Source organism: Pseudomonas sp. MYb185, from assembly GCF_002979975.1.
Lineage (GTDB): Bacteria > Pseudomonadota > Gammaproteobacteria > Pseudomonadales > Pseudomonadaceae > Halopseudomonas.
Genome location: NZ_PCQD01000006.1, coordinates 220,109 through 237,903 on the forward strand (window position 1 = coordinate 220,109; position 17,795 = coordinate 237,903).

14 protein-coding genes are annotated in these 17,795 nt (G+C 61.8%); all 14 read right to left on the reverse strand.

What is annotated here, in order from left to right; all coding sequences use genetic code 11:
• Entirely contained in the window at positions 1-978 is a 978-nt protein-coding gene (locus CQ007_RS11710; protein WP_105646006.1) for a YCF48-related protein, read from the reverse strand.
• Positions 971-1,894 carry a hydroxymethylglutaryl-CoA lyase gene (locus CQ007_RS11715; RefSeq protein WP_105646007.1) on the reverse strand — a complete coding sequence of 308 codons (924 nt, stop codon included), beginning with the start codon at positions 1,892-1,894 and terminating at the stop codon, positions 971-973. The genes CQ007_RS11710 and CQ007_RS11715 overlap by 8 nt, the downstream gene beginning before the upstream one ends.
• 2 nt (positions 1,895-1,896) lie before the next feature.
• Positions 1,897-3,096: a CaiB/BaiF CoA-transferase family protein gene (locus CQ007_RS11720; protein WP_105646008.1), complete on the reverse strand. Its 1,200-nt coding sequence runs from the start codon at positions 3,094-3,096 to the stop codon at positions 1,897-1,899.
• A 293-nt stretch (positions 3,097-3,389) separates the two neighbouring features.
• Positions 3,390-5,468, reverse strand: a complete 2,079-nt coding sequence (locus CQ007_RS11725; RefSeq protein WP_105646009.1) for an NAD(P)-binding protein — start codon at positions 5,466-5,468, stop codon at positions 3,390-3,392.
• 57 nt (positions 5,469-5,525) lie between these two features.
• Positions 5,526-7,643, reverse strand: coding sequence for an FAD-dependent oxidoreductase (locus CQ007_RS11730; protein ID WP_105646010.1), 2,118 nt, complete (start codon positions 7,641-7,643; stop codon positions 5,526-5,528).
• 102 nt (positions 7,644-7,745) lie between these two features.
• Positions 7,746-8,135, reverse strand: coding sequence for a nuclear transport factor 2 family protein (locus CQ007_RS11735; protein WP_158256763.1), 390 nt, complete (start codon positions 8,133-8,135; stop codon positions 7,746-7,748).
• A 22-nt stretch (positions 8,136-8,157) separates the two neighbouring features.
• Positions 8,158-8,904, reverse strand: coding sequence for an aspartate/glutamate racemase family protein (locus CQ007_RS11740; protein ID WP_105646012.1), 747 nt, complete (start codon positions 8,902-8,904; stop codon positions 8,158-8,160).
• Between the two features lie 263 nt (positions 8,905-9,167).
• On the reverse strand, positions 9,168-11,180 hold the full coding sequence (locus CQ007_RS11745; protein ID WP_158256764.1) for a carboxylesterase/lipase family protein: 2,013 nt from the start codon (positions 11,178-11,180) through the stop codon (positions 9,168-9,170).
• Positions 11,181-11,328: 148 nt separating this feature from the next.
• Positions 11,329-12,609 (reverse strand): C4-dicarboxylate TRAP transporter large permease protein DctM, encoded by a 1,281-nt coding sequence (dctM, locus tag CQ007_RS11750; protein ID WP_105646014.1) that lies wholly within the window; start codon positions 12,607-12,609, stop codon positions 11,329-11,331.
• The gene (locus CQ007_RS11755; protein ID WP_105646015.1) at positions 12,606-13,250 is read right to left on the reverse strand and encodes a TRAP transporter small permease; all 645 of its coding nucleotides are present in this window, start codon (positions 13,248-13,250) and stop codon (positions 12,606-12,608) included. Before CQ007_RS11755 ends, dctM begins: the two co-directional genes overlap by 4 nt.
• A 70-nt stretch (positions 13,251-13,320) precedes the next feature.
• Entirely contained in the window at positions 13,321-14,307 is a 987-nt protein-coding gene (locus CQ007_RS11760) for a TRAP transporter substrate-binding protein (protein ID WP_105646016.1), read from the reverse strand.
• 76 nt (positions 14,308-14,383) lie between these two features.
• Complete coding sequence (locus tag CQ007_RS11765; protein WP_105646017.1) at positions 14,384-15,211, reverse strand: CoA ester lyase; 828 nt, start codon at positions 15,209-15,211, stop codon at positions 14,384-14,386.
• Complete coding sequence (locus tag CQ007_RS11770; RefSeq protein WP_105646018.1) at positions 15,208-16,413, reverse strand: CaiB/BaiF CoA-transferase family protein; 1,206 nt, start codon at positions 16,411-16,413, stop codon at positions 15,208-15,210. Before CQ007_RS11770 ends, CQ007_RS11765 begins: the two co-directional genes overlap by 4 nt.
• On the reverse strand, positions 16,410-17,789 hold the full coding sequence (locus CQ007_RS11775) for an MmgE/PrpD family protein (RefSeq protein WP_105646019.1): 1,380 nt from the start codon (positions 17,787-17,789) through the stop codon (positions 16,410-16,412). The genes CQ007_RS11770 and CQ007_RS11775 overlap by 4 nt, the downstream gene beginning before the upstream one ends.
• Between the last annotated feature and the right edge of the window lie 6 nt (positions 17,790-17,795).

Below are 17,795 nucleotides of genomic sequence, written 5' to 3' on the forward strand. Positions count from 1 at the left end.
TTATTGTTCTCCGGGCCAGATTTGCAGTTGGTCCCCATGCAACAGCCCAAGCTGCTGCCCGATCAGCACCACACCATCGTCAGTTGCCAACAGGCGGTTGTGATAGCTCATATCCAGTCCTGCCGGTGCCCAGGCATGCCACTGGCGTTGAGGGTCTTCACTTCTGAACAGGGCTCCCCGAGCTCCGGTCACCAGCCACTGACCGTCGCGCTCCACCACATCGAACAGATGCTCACTGGTGAAAGGCGGTACCAGTCTCCAGTTGTCGCCACCGTCATGACTGATGAACGCCTGGCCGCGGTTACCTACCGCCATGCCCGTGGTGCCGCGAAAATAGACTGCCCGCAGGCTTTCGCTGCCCAGCTCCTGCACACTCCAGGTGCGGCCACGATCCTGGCTGCGCAGCAGGCGGCCAAACTCGGCGGCGATCCATAGATCGTCATCCACGCCCGCGCTGATGGCATTCAGGTTGATGTCTTCGTCCAGCCCCAGCGCCTGCCAATCAGTGGCCTGCTCGGAGCCGCGGAACAAGGCCCCCATCTCGCCCACCACCCAGAACTCGCCATCAAGGAACTTGACGCTCTGCAGCTTGCCGGCCAGCTCCGATACCTGCAGTTCGAGATGCTGCCAGGGGCCGTCCAGCACCCGGGTCCAGACCTGCCCCTGATTGCCCACCACCACCTTCTGGCCCATGGGCGATACGGCAATGGACTGCAGGTTGCTGCGTTGCGGCAGCTCTTCGCGAATCCAGCTGCGCCCTGCATCTTCACTGGTCAGCAGGGCGCCGTTCTGGCCTACCACCCAGATGTTCTGATCCAGCACGGCGCCGTCAAAGAAGGCATCCCGACGTTCCAGCAGCGGCTGATCCAGCGGTACCGGATCGACCGAAGGCTTGATGAATACCGCGGCGTAGGCCAAGCCGCCGATCACCATCCATGGCGCCAGGCGCGCCAGCCATCCCCCAAGAAAACTAAACATTGCGAGCCTCCTGCTGCTTGTGCCACTGGCGCTCAAGCCAACGGAAAGAGTGGCCACCCAGTTGGCCACCGGTCAGTTGCTGCACCTGATGCACCGCTGCCACCAGCGCCAGGGGGTCAATACCGGTGCGATAGCCCATGGCATCCAGCATCAGCACCAGGTCTTCGGTGGCCAGGTTGCCGGTCGCCCCCGGTGAAAAGGGGCAACCACCCAGGCCGCCGATGGAACTGTCGAACTCCCGTACACCGCATTGCAGCGCCGCCAGTACGTTGGCCAGCGCCATGCCCCGGGTATCGTGGAAGTGACAGGAAATCCGGTCCGCCTGGCACCATGGCGCCAGCGGCTGCAGTACCCGCTGCACGCCAGCCGGATTGGCGGCGCCTATGGTGTCGGCAATGATCACCGTGTCTGCCCCGGCATCCAGCATCCGCTGCGTCAGCTCATGTACCACCGCTGGCGGCGTGACACCCTCGAAGGGACATTCAAAGGCGACGGCAACATAGGCCCGCGCATTCAACCCGTCAGCCCGTGCCCGCTGCATCAGCTCGGCACCGATCTCGGTGGCCTGGGCCAGACTCATGTTGATGTTGCGCTGGTTCATGGTTTCGGTTGCCGACAGCACCACGGCAACCGAGCCTACGCCGGCTTCGCAAGCCAGTTGATAACCTTTCAGGTTGGGGACCAGCGCCGAGTAATCGACCTCGTTGCGCATTGGCAGGCGTGCAAACAGCTCGCCAGTGCCGGCCATTTGCGGCACCGCTCTGGGTGATACGAAGCTGCCCATTTCAACCGCGCGGATACCGGCCTGCAGCAACACCTCGATCATGTGCAGCCGCTGCTCCAGGCTCAGCGTCCGACCCTGGCTCTGCAGGCCATCGCGGGGCCCTACCTCGTTGATCTTGACGACATCTCTCATGGTCAGCCCACCGCCTTCTGTTGTTTCAGTTCGGCGATGCGCGCTGCGTCATAGCCCAGAATCTGCTGCAGGACCCTGTCGGTGTGCTGGCCCAGCAGGGGCGGCGCGGTGTAGGTATCGGCGCTATCGGCACTGAGTTTGATCGGGTTGCCAGGCGCCTCGACACTGCCACCCAAGGGGTGAGGTACATCCACCACCATCTGCCGATGGCGTACCTGCGGATCGGCCAGCGCCTCGCTGAAGCGATTGACCGGGCCACAGGGCACCCGCACCGCGGTCAGCTGTTCAACCCAATAGGCGGTGGTGTTGGTCTGCAGTACTTCATTGAGAATGCCGTCGATCAACGCCTTGTTGGCCAGGCGCACCGGCTGGGTCTTGTATTTGGGGTCCTTGAGCTGCTCGACATCCAACAGCCCTACCAGGTTGTCCCAGAAACTGTCGAAGATGACCGCGATGACAATGAAGCCGTCGGAAGTGGCGTAGGTGTTGTAGGGCACGTGCACGAAGTGACCGTTACCTAAAGGCTCCGGGTTCTCGCCACTGAGCAGGTGCATGGTCGCCATGTAGTTCAGCATGCTGACCTGGCAATCGAGCATGCTGATATCCACATGCTGGCCGTGGCCCTTGCTGTGCCGGGCCTGCAGCGCAGCCAATACGCCCATGACCGCAAACATGCCACCGCCCAGGTCACCAATGGGTATACCGGCACGCATGGGCGTATTCGCATCCAGACCGGTGATCGACATGCCGCCGCCTATGCCCTGGACCACCTGATCGAAGGCGGGCCGCAGATAGTTGGGCCCATCCTGCCCAAAGCCGGATACCGAGCAGGTAATGATGCGCGGGTTGATGTGCTTGAGGTGTTCAAAATCGATCTTCAGCTTCTTCGGCACACCGGCGCTGAAGTTATCCAGAACGACATCCGCCTGACGTACCAGATCATGGAACACCGCCAGACCCTGCTCGCTTTTCAAGTCGATGCAGACGCTCTGCTTGTTACGATTGAGCGTAAGGAAATAGGCCCCCATGCCTTTGAATGAGTGCCTCGGATCACCAGCCAGCAACGCCCGCGTACCTTCACCCGCAAGAGGTTCAACTTTGATCGTCTCGGCCCCGAGGTCCGCCAGAAGCATCCCGGCGTAAGGGCCGGACAACATATGCGTCAGATCGAGGATGCGAATTCCCTCTAAAGGTTTGCTCATGGTTTTTTCTCTTTATACTTATTGAGTTCTACAGACTTGATAGCAAGTACCTTGCCAACCACCTTAAGAACACATAACCAGTTGTTTTATAAGGTATAAATAAACAGCCAACGCACCCCGATCGCATAAACTGAAGCGCCCCGATTGCAACTTGAAATACCAGTTTCACATTGAACAAAAGCGTGGAATCCAACCCGGTTATGTGGCGCATGCGCGGGGCCTGGCAGGTTTCTGGCGGGCAAAAAAAAGCCGGCACCCGGAGGTGCCGGCAACGCCTACTGGCGGAGCAGTCTTTACATGAATCTAGCCATCTCCATCGGGCCACTGAACTGCTCGATGGAGCCCGGCTCGATATAGCGTTTCCAGTTATCGAAAATTTCCCGGCCAGCCAGAAATCCTTCGAAGATCGCATGATCGGTCTTGCGCGGAACAACCGCATCGCCAACCCGGTGGACGTTCGGCAAAGCCGCCTTCAACTGGTGGTACAGCGCATCCTGGGGAAGGTGGCGCACCGCCAGGACGATATTGTCGAAACCCGATAATGTTTCCTCGTCACCGGTATACAGGTTGAATATGTCAACCTCACTGTCACGCACCTGGCTGACCCAGGCATTGAGGGTATAGGTCAGCCCCTGGCTGAACAGATTGGCGTAGACCACCGGCTGATCCAGGGTGGTTCCCAGGCGATGGAACAGCGCATTCCAGCGCGTCAGCACATGAACCTGGTGGCCGTTGTCCACCAGCAGCTCGGTAATGCCGGCGGAATAGCGGTTGCCCTCCTCATCCAGTACCAGCACGCGCTTGCCGACTTTTTCCGGGTGCGCCAGCACATCCAGCGCAGTCAGTACCCTGCCGCTGTCCAGGCCTGGCACCTTGTCCACCAACGGGTTGATGTCGGAGTAGCCGCTGCGATCAGGTAACGAACCGGTAGCGACGATGACCCCGTGCGGATTCAATGCCTGGATCATCTCGACATCGGCCTCGCAGTTGAGTTTGATCTGGACGCCGTGCTTGGCCATGTGGACCTTCAGATCCTCGGTTATCCAGGCAAAGGAATCCCGCCGCGGCAGTCGGATAATATGATTGACCTGGCCACCCAGCTCGGCACCTTTCTCCAGCAGGGTCACCTGATGGCCGCGCTTGGCCAGCCCTTCCGCTGCTTTCATGCCCGCGGGCCCACCGCCTATCACCACCCAGTGCTTCCTGATCGGGGCCAGTTCCAGTGTCTGCGGACCGAACACTTCCTCGCGGCCGGTAGCCGGGTTGATCTGGCAGGTCATGGAAGTGCCATGGAACAGTCGCGAGACACAGCCCTGGTTGCAGCGCAGGCAGTGATAGATCTCATCTTCCCGGCCTTCCGCGGTCTTGACGGCGAACTCCGGGTCAGCGATCTGGGCACGGGTCATGGCCACCATATCCGCCCCATCACGCGCCAGGATCGCCTCTGCCTCACCGGCGCTGCCGATACCGGAGACACAGAATACCGGGATCTGTACCGCCCGCTTCAGCCGCGCAACCGGGTCGACCAGCCAGCCATTGGGTACATCGTATGGCGGCATGATGTAGGTGGCGGACTGGTACACTCCCGCAGTGGCCATGATGTAATCGATATCCCCCGTGGCCTCGACCGTGCGTGCGACCTCGATCCAGTCCCCGATTTCCATGCCGCCGGGCACCATCTCGTCCATGGACAGACGAATGCCGACCACAAAATCCGGCCCAACCCGCTCACGCACTGCCCGTATCACTTCGAGCGGAAAGCGCATGCGATTCTCGAAGCTACCGCCATATTCATCGTTGCGCTTGTTGAACAGCGGTGAAATGAACTGATGCAACAGGTAACTGTGCGCCAGGTGCACCTCGACGCCATCGAACCCTGCCTGCTTCGAATAGTCAGCCGACAGCACCCAGCCGTCGATCACCTCATCCATGTCGCTACGCTCCATGGCCTTGGCCATTTCACCAAAGACGGGCGACTTGATGTTGGATGCCGACCACAGCACGCGGTAGTCGTCCATGGCATGGGTCTCGCCCATCACCCCGAAGTGGTTGAGCTGGGCAAAGATATGGGAACCGAAACCATGCACCACATCGGTCAGCGCACGGTCACGTTCGACCATCTCGGGACGGTAACCATAGGAGTAACCACGGCAGAAGGTATTGGAGGTGGGATGGATCAGGCGGTTGCCGGTGATCATCAGACCAATGCCACCCTTGGCCCGGGCGGCATGGTAATAGACATCGCGATCGGTGGTCAGGCCTTCAGGCGAGTTGAAGGCCATGGCGTGGGCCGACTGCATGATGCGGTTGCGCACCGTGATGTTGCCGATCTTCAGCGGCGAAAACAGGTGGGGATAGCGCTCGACGGTCATCAGATTATCCTCCGGATCCAGCGCGCCAGCGCTGGCCCGATATCTTGTTATGGTTGATCAGGCCTGCGGGGCGCCCATGGCGCTGCGCCAGTCTGCACCGAAGCCTTCCAGCTCGCCTTGCTCGATAAAGCGCGCCGGATCGCCCAGCAGCTCACGACCGGCCAGCATGCCCTCGTAGATACTGTCCTGCAGCGGGCGCGGCAGGTTGGCATCACCGATGCAATACAGCCGGGCGACCCGCCCCTGCAACTGGCGGTAGAGTGCATCCTCCGGCTGGTGCCCGGCGGCGATGACGAAGCTATCCGCCTCCAGCACCTCGCTGTCCTCGTCGGTAAACAGGTTGAGCAACTGGGCGCGCTCACCCTCTATGCGCCGAACCCAGCTATTGATCGTGTAACGCAGCCCCTTGGCGAAGACATGCCGATAATTCACCGGCAGATCCAGAGTGAGCGCCAGGTTCGGTGCCAGTGCGGTAAAACGACTGACCAGATGGACTTCATGGCCACGGTCAAGCAGGAATTCCGCGGTTCCCAGGGCATAACGCCCACCATCCTCGTCGAACAGCACCACCCGCTTGCCGACCCGCTCCGGTGCCTGCAGTACCTCGATGACGCTGAGCACATTGTCCTGCTCCGTGCCCGGCACTCGATCCACTGCCGGCCGGGTCGAGGTAAACGCGGTCTTCAAGGGAGTCGAGCCGGTGGCCAGAATCACGCCATCAGCGCCCCAGCCCATGATGGCCTCGGCATCCAGCCCGGTATTCAGGCAAATCTCCACCCCGGCCTTGCGCAACTGGCGCTCCAGATCGCGTGCGATAAAGCCGAACTTCTGCCGACGTGGCAACTGGGCGGCGAGCAGCGTCTGCCCGCCAAGCTGCTCGCCACGCTCCACCAGTGTGACCCGGTGACCACGCTGGCGCAGGGTCAGTGCGGCCTTCATGCCTGCCGGGCCGCCGCCGACCACCAACCAGTTCGCTGGCCGTTCAGTCTCCTGCAGCGTATGCAGGCCGAAACGCTGCTCGCGCCCGGCTGCCGGGTTGACCACACAGGAGATGGCATTGCCCGCCATCAGGCGGGCAATGCAGGCCTGGTTGCAACGGATGCAGTGGGTGATCTCGTCCTCGCGGCCTTCGAGCAGCTTGTTGCAGAACTCGGGATCGGCTATCTGGCTGCGGGTCATGGCCACCATATCGGTGGCACCTTCGGCGACCAGGGCCTCGGCCTTGGCCGGGTCAACGATGTGACCGACAATGAAAACGGGAATATCACTGACCTGCCGTAGCGCCGCGCGCAACCGGGCGCCATCCTCCACCAGCCAGTTTTCCGGATAGTCGCCCGGCGGAATCTGATCCGCATGCGCTGCGTAGGTACCAGCCGTGGCACTGACGTAGTCGATCAAACCGGTCTCCACCATCTTGCGGGTCATATCGATGGCGGTATCGGCCTGCATCCCGTCGACCGTGCACTCATCCAGGGAAACGCGGATGCCAACCACAAAATCCGGCCCAACCGCATCACGTACCCGGCGCATGGTCTCGATCGGGAAACGTACGATATTGTCCAGGCTGCCGCCGTACTCATCGGTGCGCTTGTTGTAGACAAAGGACAGGAACTGCTGGTGCAGATAGCCATGGGAATAGTGCAGCTCCACGCCATCGAAGCCAGCCGCCTTGGCATTGCTGGCGGCCAGGGCAAAGTAGTCCGAGACCTCTTCCATCTCGGCCTGGGTGATTTCCTTGGCCCACTCGTTGTAGGCCGGCGACTTCATGGTGGACGGCCCCATGAGCAGACGGTAGTCATCGAGGGCACCGCTACGCCCCTGTGGGCCGAAGTGGATCAGTTGAGCGAAAATGCGGCCGCCAAAGGCATGCACCGCCTGCACCATCTGCGCATCACGCTCGATCATTTCCTTGCGATCACCCCGCGCCAGGGAGCGATTCGGCCCGGTGGACTGCGGATGGACATGCCGCGCGCCGGTCACGATCAGGCCAATGCCACCCTTGGCACGCTCGGCCTGGTAGTGGATATCACGGTCATTGGTCAGGCCGTCCGCCGAGGCAAAACCCTTGGCATGCGCAGTCTGCATCAAGCGGTTGCGAATCGTGACGTTGCCGATTTTCAGGGGCGAGAAAATCGAGGGATAGCGGAGCTCCCCTGGTTGTCTGGGTTGGGTCATCTTGCCTTATCCTTTGTTATTCTTTTGCATCAGGCAGGGGGTCGCCAGGACTCAGGGGCTATCGTTGCCTCCACCTGAGCGACCCGTTGTCATAGGTGAAGATCAGCGCAGTACATTCTCACCACTCATGAAAACGAATACCCGGCGAAACTTGCCTTCTTCGACATACCAGAAGTTGCAGTTTCGCAGACGGGTTTCGTTACCCTGATAATCCTTGAGATAAACATTGAATCGTGCACAGACAGTCTGTGTAGTTTCATCGGCCGCCACTTCAAAGTCGCCATGCCAGATCTCTTCATAACCGGAAAACAGGTTCTCGAACATCTTGCGCACACCAACATGGCCACTGTGAGTAAGGTTGTCGGTCTGAATGGTGAACTCGACATCTTCATGACAGCAGTCCAGCACTTGCTGCATATTCTTCTTATCAACATTACCGAAGTATGAAAGGGTCGCCAGCTCGGTCAGTTGTTCGCGGGTCAAACGGGTCATGTCACTCTCCTGATTATTATTGTCAGTTAACGAATGCGTGATAGGCCGCATCATTCGGGTTTTCCGGCGCAGGGTAGGCTTTGCGGCTGTGGCTCAACCCCAGGCTCAACATCAATTCACAGAGTTTGTAGGCCACCTGGCCTGGATTGATTACCGGAATCGGCAATCGCTCAGTCAGGTAAGCGTGGGACTGGTGCATGGTGGTCGAGCCAAGGACGATGACATCCGCGCCATCTTCGTCCATGGCCTTGCGCGCCTCCGCCTCCAGCTTGGCAAACACCACATCTTCCTTGCCACCAAGCAGCTCCTTGAGATCTGGCCGGGTATCGATCGAGCGCAGTGATGCCACACGATCCCACAAGCGGTACTCGGTCAGGGTTTTTTCATACAGGGGGAACCACTCATCCCACATGGTGATGACGCTGAACTTCTTGCCCAGCATGCAGGCCATATAGAACGCCGACATACCTGGCGCGATTACCGGAATATCCAGACGGGAACGCAGGGCAGCCAGCCCGGAGTCGCTGACGGTATCAATACATACCGCACTATAACCTTCATCCTGGGCACGTATGCCCGCCTCGACCACCGAGAAATCCATCAGCAGGACGTCATAGGCACTATCAGCCAGCGAGGCTCCGCGAGCTACCGGGACAAACTCGGGATGAAAGCCAGGCAGGATCAAACTGTCAGGTAACTGCGAAGCACGATTCATTGCACCGGCCTGATCCATGGGGATCGGGATGATGACCTTGATACGGTATGTCATGATGTCTCCTTCCCGGCGCTCTGGCTTTCCTCGGAAGCGCCTACTTATTGTTGTTCCGGATACCAATGCAATAAGGCGGCCAAGTGTGGACAAATCGACTCCAGCCTTTAGGAAGTGTGGCTTCGACAACAGTGGATCGACATGGCTGCTCGGTCAGCAGTGCAATATGAAATCGTTCAGTGCAATAGGAAATGAAGGCAGAATAAGAAACGCCGTGTCAGTATGACACGGCGCTCCAGCTCCATACGCGTGCATCCAACAGCTTAATCCGATTCCGGGAACGCCTCCTCCAGGCCCGTTTCCATGGTCAGACTCTGGGCAATGCGTATGTAAGTGTCGTTCTCCGAGGTATACGCCGGCCACTCGAAGTCCTCGATGGAAGGGTCACCGCTACGGGCAAAGTTGGCCCACATGGCACGCATGTTGTCGGTTACCGCCTCATCATTCGGGTTCCAGCCCGGGTGGTTCATGAAGAAGCCTTCCGGTGTCGGCGTATCTCCCCCCACCGGGTCCTGCAGGCCGGTCAGCCCCAGCAGGTAATGGGACAGGAAGCTGTCCGGATAGTCGAATACGTACACCAGCTCGGCACCGTGATAGGCCAGCGCGCCCTGGCTCGACCAGTTGTCCGGCAGATGATCGAATACATAGGTGAAGACCGCCGACGCGTTGTTATCAGCCATCCACGGCATGTACCACTTGAGGCCATCGATCAGGCCAGGTGTATCGCCCTGGTTGGCACCAGCGATGACCGGTACATCATTGTGTGCCCCGGCCTCAAAACTCTCGCGGATGCCGCCCAGCATGTAAATACCATCCACGTTCGGCGAGAATAGCCGACCGGTGCTGTCCGCCACGGCCGCCAATTCAGGCCAGGGAACGGCGCGCAATGCCGCGGCGACGTCCTCGGCATCCTGCACCTGGAGCGCTTCGGCAACAGCGACGCCATCGGCCTCTTCCGCCGCCAGCAGGTTCTTGATCGGCATCAGTTGATCATCGGGCCCGGCCATGCCGCTCTGCACTATGGCCTTGTGGAACAGCCCGCTGGCCATGGGTGAGTTGATCAATGACAGTACCTTGCCGCCGCCACCGGACTCACCAAAGATGGTGACATTATCCGGGTCGCCGCCGAAGCCGGCGATGTTGTCACGCACCCACTCCAGCGCCGCGATGAGGTCCAGTTGCCCGTAGTTGCCCGAGGTGCTGTCCGGCGACTCGGCGGTCAGTGCCGGATGCGCCATATAGCCGAACGGCCCGAGACGGTGGTTGACCGTGACCACCACGACGCCTTCCTGCGGCAGGGAGGTGTTGTTGAAGGCCTTGGTGTTGCCGGTGAGGATGGCGAAGCCGCCCCCATGGAACCAGACCATCACCGGCAGTTTCTCGCCATCATGCCCATCCGGCACGGTGATGTTCAGGTACAGGCTGTCCTCACTCATCCCCCCTTCACCGAAAGCGGCATAGGCCGGGTTCTGTGCCGACTGGTCAGCCCAGCCGGTGGCCCAGCGCACGCCCTCCCAGGCCTCTGGCTTGACTGGCGGTTTCCAGCGCAGCTCGCCCACTGGGGGCTTGGCATAGGGCACCCCATACCAGGCCCAGGTACCGTCCGGATGCTGGAAGCCCGACAGTTTGCCGTATTCGGTATCGACCACCTTCTGCGGCGCAATGGCACGGCCCAGATGCTCCTGTGCCTCCGCCTCGGCCACCACTGCTCGCGGGCCGGGGAAGGTATCGGTGAACAGCGGTGGCTCGGCGCTGTTCAGATCCGCCAGCAAATCGGCCAATGACGCGCTGAAGGCGGCGTAATCCATGTCGAAGGCCAGACGGTCCGCGTAGTCGGACACCCGTTCGGCTATCTCGGGGGTAATGGTGATCCCATTGCTGACATTGCCATCCTGATCCAGGGTCTGCAGCAAGACGGCGATATTGGTCACTGTCTCATCGGTGTGATCGTCGGCATCCGCGACCAGATCCAGTGGTGTGATCACCTCCGCTCCGTTCGCTTCCCCCAGTTTCAGATCGCCCAGATAGAAGGCGACGGTTTCGTTGTGTCGATATTCGAAGGTGCCCTGACTGTCGGTCACCCCATCCTGGCTATCGGTCGCATAACGCAAACCGGAAACCGGACTGTCGACAAATACCCCGGTGCGGGTGTCGTGGCGCTTGCTGCTACCGCCGCCTCCGTCAAAGCAACCGGTCTGGCTGGCTGCCAGGGCAAGGATGGCAAGCAGCAGCGGCAAGCGTCCCGCCGCGCTGCGAAGTGCATTGTTGGTTGTCATGTTCTGCCTCATTGTTCTTGTAATCAGCGAGCCGGGAAGATTTTTCCCGGCCCTACAAGACATAGACAAAAAAGCGGAACGCATCAAGTCGATACTATAAATGAAATCAACCCGCCCTTGGAACAGATGACATACTTGACCTCTATATCTACATCCCCAGCCATCCCGGCAGCGCCAGAGAAATCGCCGGCACATAGGTGATCAACACCAGGAAGCACAGCAGCAACATCAGCCAGGGCGCAGCGGCGCGCATGACCGAGGTCACCGGCATGCCGGTCACCGCCGAGGTGACGAACAGGTTCAGGCCCACTGGCGGGGTGATCAGGCCGATCTCCATGTTCACCACCATGATGATGCCCAGGTGGATCGGGTCGATGCCCAGCTGCATGGCGATCGGGAACAGGATCGGCGCCAGGATCAGGATGATCGCCGAGGGCTCCATGAAGGCACCGGCGATCAGCAGCACTATGTTGACCACCAGCAGGAACATCCAGGGCGACAGCTCCATGGCGGTGACCCAGGCGGTGATGGCCTGGGGGATCTGTTCGGTGGTCAGCACGTGGGCGAACAGCATGGCGTTGGCGATGATGAACATCAGCATGATGCTCAGCTTGCCCGCCTCGAGAATCACCTTGGGGCATTCGCGCAGGGTCATGTCCTTGTAGATGAATACCGCGACGAACCAGGCATAGACTGCCGCCACCGCAGCCGCCTCGGTGGGCGTGAACATGCCCGAGTAGATACCGCCAAGGATGATGATCATCAGCGACAGTCCCCACATGGCCTTGTGTCCGGTGGACAACCACTGGCGGAAGCTGGCTCTGGGCAAGGCCGGCAGGTTCTTCTTCACGGCGATGATGTAGATCGCCACCATCAACGCCAATCCCAGCATCAGGCCCGGAATCACCCCGGCCATGAACAGCTTGCCCACCGACTGCTCGGTAGCCGCTGCGTATACCACCATGACGATGGACGGCGGAATCAGGATGCCGAGGGTACCGGCGTTACACACGATGCCGGCACCGAAGGCCTGGGGATAGCCTGAGCGCACCATGCCGGCAATGGCGATCGAGCCGACCGCCGCCACCGTGGCCGGGGAAGAACCGGACAGCGCCGCGAACAGCATGCAGGCCATCACCGCACCGATCGCCAGACCACCACGGATATGCCCGACACTGGCATTGGCGAAGTCGATCAACCGCCGCGCCACACCGCCGGTGGTCATGAAGGCCCCCGCCAGCAGGAAGAACGGAATCGCCATCAGGGTGTAGTGCTCGGAGGTTTCGAACAGCTTGATCGCCAGCGAGCCTACCGAGTCGGGACTGAACAGGATGATGGTGAGCGAGCCTGCCAGGCCGAGGGATACGGCGACCGGCACGCCGATCAGCATCAGCGCGAACAGGGCGACGAACAGGAACAGAATGGTCATTGGTGGCGCTCCTCTTCCTCGGCCAGCTTGATGGCATCAGCGGCCTCGTCAGCCAGGCCCAGGCCAGTCTGTTCGTGACGCAGGATACGGATCAGGATTTCAACAAAACGGATGAACATCATGGCGAAGCCCAGCGGCACGACCAGCGCGATATGCCACTGGCGAATGCCGAACTGGTCCAGGTCCTCGGCATGCACGGCGGTGCCGAGCAGTGCGGAGACCCAGTCGAAGCTAGCGACGCTGAGCAGCCCGGCGTACCCCAGGCAGATCAGGCAGGCGATGATGCCGATGACCCACTGGGTGCGCTGGCTGGTCAACTTGACCAGCGCATCGACACCGATATGCCCGGCGGTGCGCACGCCGTAGGCCAGACCGAAGAAGATCAGCCAGGCGAACAGCGCCTTGCCCAGGGCATTGCCCCAGGTCATGTCCTGGGCAAGGCCGATGATGAAGTCGCCGATGCCGTAGAAGAAGGCGGTGATGCCCTCGCTGCTGCCCTCGAACTGGTCACCGATGATGAAGAACACGTTGTACAGGTTGTTGATGATGACGTAGACAAAGGTCACCAGGGTCATGACCGACAGCAGCAGGACGATGATGCCCTCCTCGATGTGGTCCCAGGCCAGACGCAGTGCGTGCATGGTGGTTACTCCGGAAAATGGAAACGGAAAGCCCGCAGCCGGCATCACTGCCGGCTGCGCCAGAATGTCTTCAGGGGTTGCTGGCTTGCGCCGCGGCGATCAGCTCGTCACCGATATGCCTGGCGAATTTCTGCCATACCGGCTGCATCGCCTCGCGCCAGAGGGCGCGCTGCTCGGGGGTCAGGTTGATGATCTCGGTGGTGCCGGCGGCGAGGATGCGCTGGCGGGACAGCTCGTTGAGCTCTTCGGCCTGGCGATTCACCTCGACGGTAACCTCGGCCATGACCTGTTCCAGCTCGCTGCGGATATCCTCGGGCAGGCGGTTCCAGAAACGCGCATTGGTAATCACCATGTAGTCGATCACGCCATGATCGGACTCGGTGATGTACTTCTGCACCTCATGCACCTTCTGGCTTTCGTAGTTGGACCAGGTGTTCTCGGTGCCATTGACCACGCCGGTCTGCAGCCCCTGGTAGACCTCGGCGAAACTCATCTTGCGCGGGATCGAGCGCAACACCTTGAATTGCTCATCGAGCACCGCCGATGCCTGCACCCGGAACTTCAGACCGCGGGCATCACGAGGCTCCTGCAGGGGTTTGTTGGCGGACATCTGGCGCATGCCGTTGTGCCAATAGGCCAGGCCGAGAATATTGTGGTGCTCCATGGAGCGCAGCAGCTGCTGGCCATGCTCCCCCTGCTGGAAACGGTCCACCGCCGCCAGGTCATCGAACAGGAACGGCAGGTCATACACCTGCAGCGCCTTGGCATAATGCTCGAACTTCGACAGCGACGGTGCCAGCATGTGTACGTCACCCATCACCAGCGCATCCATTTCCTTGCCATCGCCGAACAGTGATGAGTTGGGATAGACCTCGACCCTGACCCGCCCCGGCAGACGTTCCTCGGCCAGCTTCTTGAACAGCAGGGCGCCCTGCCCCTTGGGTGTGTTGTCCGCCACCACATGGGCGAACTTGATGACCACCGGGCTGTCAGCCTGAGCCAGTCCGGCGAACAGTGGCAAGGCGCAGAGCAGTGCCTTGAGTAGGTGCTTGAACATGGGTTGGTAACCTCTTGTTGTTATGTTTCTGGTATCGCTCGTTTTCACTTGACCGGCTTGGCGGTGGCCGCAGCTCTCAGCCCACAGGCTGGCCCGCCCGCTGCAACAGACGCCGGGCATGGCCGATCACCGGTGCATCGACCATCTGCCCATCGACCACGAAGACCCCTTCACCGCTGGCCCCGGCAGCCAGCACCCGCTGCGCCCAGTCCAGCTCCTGGCTGTCGGGCATCAGGGTGTCGTGCACCACCGCCACCTGGCGGGGATGAATGCACAGCAGACCGCCAAAGCCCATGTCCCGGGCATCGCTCACCACCTGGGCCAGGCCCTGGGTATTGCCGATGTCGGGAAACACGCTGTCCAGCGGCGGGGCCAGCTGCGCCAGGGTGCTGTGCAGCAGGATGGCGTAGCGCGCCTGGTCGAGAATCCGCCCGGCGGCGGCCGTGCCACTGGCCAGCCCCAGATCCAGGCCCAGGTCCAGCGCACCGAAGCTCAGGCGCTCGACGCCGTCGGCGGCGGCGATGCTCGGCAATGCCTGCAGCCCCAGGGCGCTCTCGATGATCGGCCACACCGGCTTGCCGCAGGCCGCGACCGCGGCGACCTGCTCGGCGGTTTCCACCTTGGGCAGCAGCACGCCGGCGACACCGGCGTAGCGAGCGCACAGTTCGATATCGGCCGCCTGCTGCGGGTGCTGCGGAGCGTTGATGCGCACCAGTACCCGGGCGTCGGGATGGCTGGCCAGAAAGGAATCCAGATTGGCCCGCGCCTCGGCCTTGAGGTTGTCCGCCACGGCGTCCTCCAGGTCGACGATGACCGCGTCGGCGCCGCTGGCCAGGGCCTTGGGGATGCGCTCGGGACGGGTCGCCGGAACGAACAGCGCGCTGCGGATGATGGATGCGTTCATACCGCCCCCTGCTGGCGCAAGTGCTGGATATCGCCCGCCGCATAGCCCAGTTCGGCCAGCAGGCTGTCGGTATGCTCGCCGAGCCCCGGCACCGCATCCATCCGCGGTTCGAAGGCGGCATTGCGACCCGGTGGCAGCAGCGCCGGCAGCATGCCCGCAGGGCTGTCCACCTCGACCCAGCGCTGGCGCGCCTTGAGCTGCGGGTGGGCCCAGACGCTGGCCATGTCGTTGACATGGGCATTGGCGATCGGCGCGGCATCCAGGCGGGCAATCACCTCATCGGAGCTCAGCGCGGCAAACGCCTCGACGATGATGGCGCGCAGTTCCGCGCGGTTTTCCGAGCGTCGGGAGTTGCTGGCAAAGCGTTCGTCGCTGGCCAGCTGCGGCTGCAGCAGAACCTTGTCGCAGAACGCCTGCCACTCGCGCTCGTTCTGCAGACCGAGCATCACCGACTTGCCGTCGCCGGCAGGGAACGGACCATAGGGGTAGATGGTGGCGTGCGCGGCACCGGCACGCGGTGGCGGCGTCGCGCCCTGATAGGCGTAGTACAGTGGGAAGCCCATCCATTCCACCAGGCTTTCCAGCATGGATACATCGACCCGGCTGCCGACCCCGGTCTTGTCGCGCAGCATCAGCGCCGAGAGCACCCCGGTATAGGCATACATGCCGGCGGCGATATCGGCGATCGAACAGCCGGCCTTGGCCATGTCGTCGTCACCGGGTCCGCCAGTGACCGACAGGAAACCGCCCTCGCTCTGGATCAGCAGGTCATAGGCCTTCTTCTGTTCGTAGGGGCCGCCCTCGCCGTAGCCGGAAATATCGCACACGATCAGCTGCGGAAAACGCGCATGCAGCGCCTCGAAGGACAGCCCCATGCGCGCCGCTGCGCCCGGTGCCAGGTTCTGTACCAGCACGTCGGCCTGGGCCAGCAGGCGCTCCAGCACCTGATCGGCGCCCGGCTGCTTGACGTCCAGGGTCAGGCTCTCCTTGGAGCGGTTGGTCCAGACGAAGTGCGAGGCCAGGCCGCTGACCCGCTCGTCGTAACCCCGGGCGAAATCGCCGGAGCCAGGACGCTCGACCTTGATCACCCGCGCGCCCAGATCGGCCAACTGACGGGTGCAGAACGGCGCGGCAATCGCGTGCTCCAGACTGACCACGGTGATGCCGTCCAGTGGACGGGGCTTGTCTGTCACCTTGTTCATGCGCGGCTCTCCCGCGGCGCAACGCCGACCAATGTATTGAGATCATCCAGCGCATGCAGGCTCCAGACCTGCTCGATAAAGCGGCTGGCCTGCGGCTCATCGCAGGCACCGGAGAACGCCACCAACCGGCGGAACTTGTCCTCCAGCTCGGCGCGGCTCAGGGTGTTGCCCGGATCGCCCTTGGGCTCATCGATGCTGTCATGCAGGGTGCGACCATCGGTGGTACTGACCACCACCCGACCCAGCCAGCGCTGCGGATAGGCGCCGTCCACTTCCGGATCCAGTTGCATCTCGACTTTCTCGCGGAACACTCCGATGCGCGCATCGGTCAGGCTGTGCTGCTCGAACTCCGGCAGCCCGGCCTTGCCGTAGATGGCGATCAGGCCCAGCACCGTGCCCATGGAGAACTTGGCCTGGTGTACCGTCTGCGGCACCACCACCCGGCCCAGCACATCAATCGCGCCCTGGTGCACGCGGGTCACCACGCCGGCAATTTCCTCGGCCTGCAGCTGCTCGCGCTGCATCAGCTGCAGCAGCGCATCGGCCGCCGGGTGGGTGTGCCGGCAGGAAGCGTGGAACTTGAACGACGTTTCCGGCAGCGCCCAACGGCTGCCCAGCCGGTCGGACAGCTTGCTCGGATCGGCATCGCTGGACATGCCCGCGGCCATGCCCTGCTCCCCTTCCAGAATGTTCTGCGCACCACTCAGACCATCAGCGGTCAGGTAGGCGGCCAGCAGGCCATCGGCAGCGGCCTTGGCGGTGTGCAACTGCTTGGAATCCGCCGCATCGCGAAGGAACTCCCACAAGCCGGCGGCCTGGGTCCCGGCACTGCCGAGCAGGTTGGTGAACTGCTGTTGGTCGAAGTCCAGCAGCTTGCCCACGGCCACGGCGGCGGCCAGGGTGCCGACGGTCGCAGTGGTGTGGAAGATGCGGTAGTGCGAGCGGCCAAGGAATTCACCGATGCGGATACCTGCCTCGTAGCCGGCCACCGAGGCCAGAATCAGTTCGCGCCCGCTCTTGCCCAAGTCCTGGGCGGCGGCCAGCGCGGCGGGGAATACCACCGTGGCCGGGTGCAGTACCGAGCTGTTGTGCAGGTCATCCTGCTCGACCAGGTGCGAGCTGGCAGCGTTGACCAGCGCGGCAAAGTAGGCCGAGCTGGAACGACCATTGACCAGGATCTGCGCCTTGCCACTGGCCGGCCCCATGCGCTCGGCATAACGCTCGAACAGCGGGATCGGGTGCGCGCCCTGGGCGGCCAGTGCCGAGGCCAGCCAGTCGAGGAACAACTCTTCGGTACGACGCACCACGGCCTCGGGCAGTTGCTCGTAGCTCAGGCCGGCAAGAAACTCGGTAAGTGCCTGGGTATGCTGACTCATGCTGTT

What these genes read in the sequence shown, in the direction of transcription:
- CQ007_RS11710 (WP_105646006.1), bottom strand. Translation starts at nt 978, where the DNA reads ATGTTTAGTTTTCTTGGGGGATGGCTGGCGCGCCTGGCGCCATGGATG.
- CQ007_RS11715 (WP_105646007.1), bottom strand. Translation starts at nt 1,894, where the DNA reads ATGAGAGATGTCGTCAAGATCAACGAGGTAGGGCCCCGCGATGGCCTG.
- CQ007_RS11720 (WP_105646008.1), bottom strand. Translation starts at nt 3,096, where the DNA reads ATGAGCAAACCTTTAGAGGGAATTCGCATCCTCGATCTGACGCATATG.
- CQ007_RS11725 (WP_105646009.1), bottom strand. Translation starts at nt 5,468, where the DNA reads ATGACCGTCGAGCGCTATCCCCACCTGTTTTCGCCGCTGAAGATCGGC.
- CQ007_RS11730 (WP_105646010.1), bottom strand. Translation starts at nt 7,643, where the DNA reads ATGACCCAACCCAGACAACCAGGGGAGCTCCGCTATCCCTCGATTTTC.
- CQ007_RS11735 (WP_158256763.1), bottom strand. Translation starts at nt 8,135, where the DNA reads ATGACCCGTTTGACCCGCGAACAACTGACCGAGCTGGCGACCCTTTCA.
- CQ007_RS11740 (WP_105646012.1), bottom strand. Translation starts at nt 8,904, where the DNA reads ATGACATACCGTATCAAGGTCATCATCCCGATCCCCATGGATCAGGCC.
- CQ007_RS11745 (WP_158256764.1), bottom strand. Translation starts at nt 11,180, where the DNA reads ATGACAACCAACAATGCACTTCGCAGCGCGGCGGGACGCTTGCCGCTG.
- dctM (WP_105646014.1), bottom strand. Translation starts at nt 12,609, where the DNA reads ATGACCATTCTGTTCCTGTTCGTCGCCCTGTTCGCGCTGATGCTGATC.
- CQ007_RS11755 (WP_105646015.1), bottom strand. Translation starts at nt 13,250, where the DNA reads ATGCACGCACTGCGTCTGGCCTGGGACCACATCGAGGAGGGCATCATC.
- CQ007_RS11760 (WP_105646016.1), bottom strand. Translation starts at nt 14,307, where the DNA reads ATGTTCAAGCACCTACTCAAGGCACTGCTCTGCGCCTTGCCACTGTTC.
- CQ007_RS11765 (WP_105646017.1), bottom strand. Translation starts at nt 15,211, where the DNA reads ATGAACGCATCCATCATCCGCAGCGCGCTGTTCGTTCCGGCGACCCGT.
- CQ007_RS11770 (WP_105646018.1), bottom strand. Translation starts at nt 16,413, where the DNA reads ATGAACAAGGTGACAGACAAGCCCCGTCCACTGGACGGCATCACCGTG.
- CQ007_RS11775 (WP_105646019.1), bottom strand. Translation starts at nt 17,789, where the DNA reads ATGAGTCAGCATACCCAGGCACTTACCGAGTTTCTTGCCGGCCTGAGC.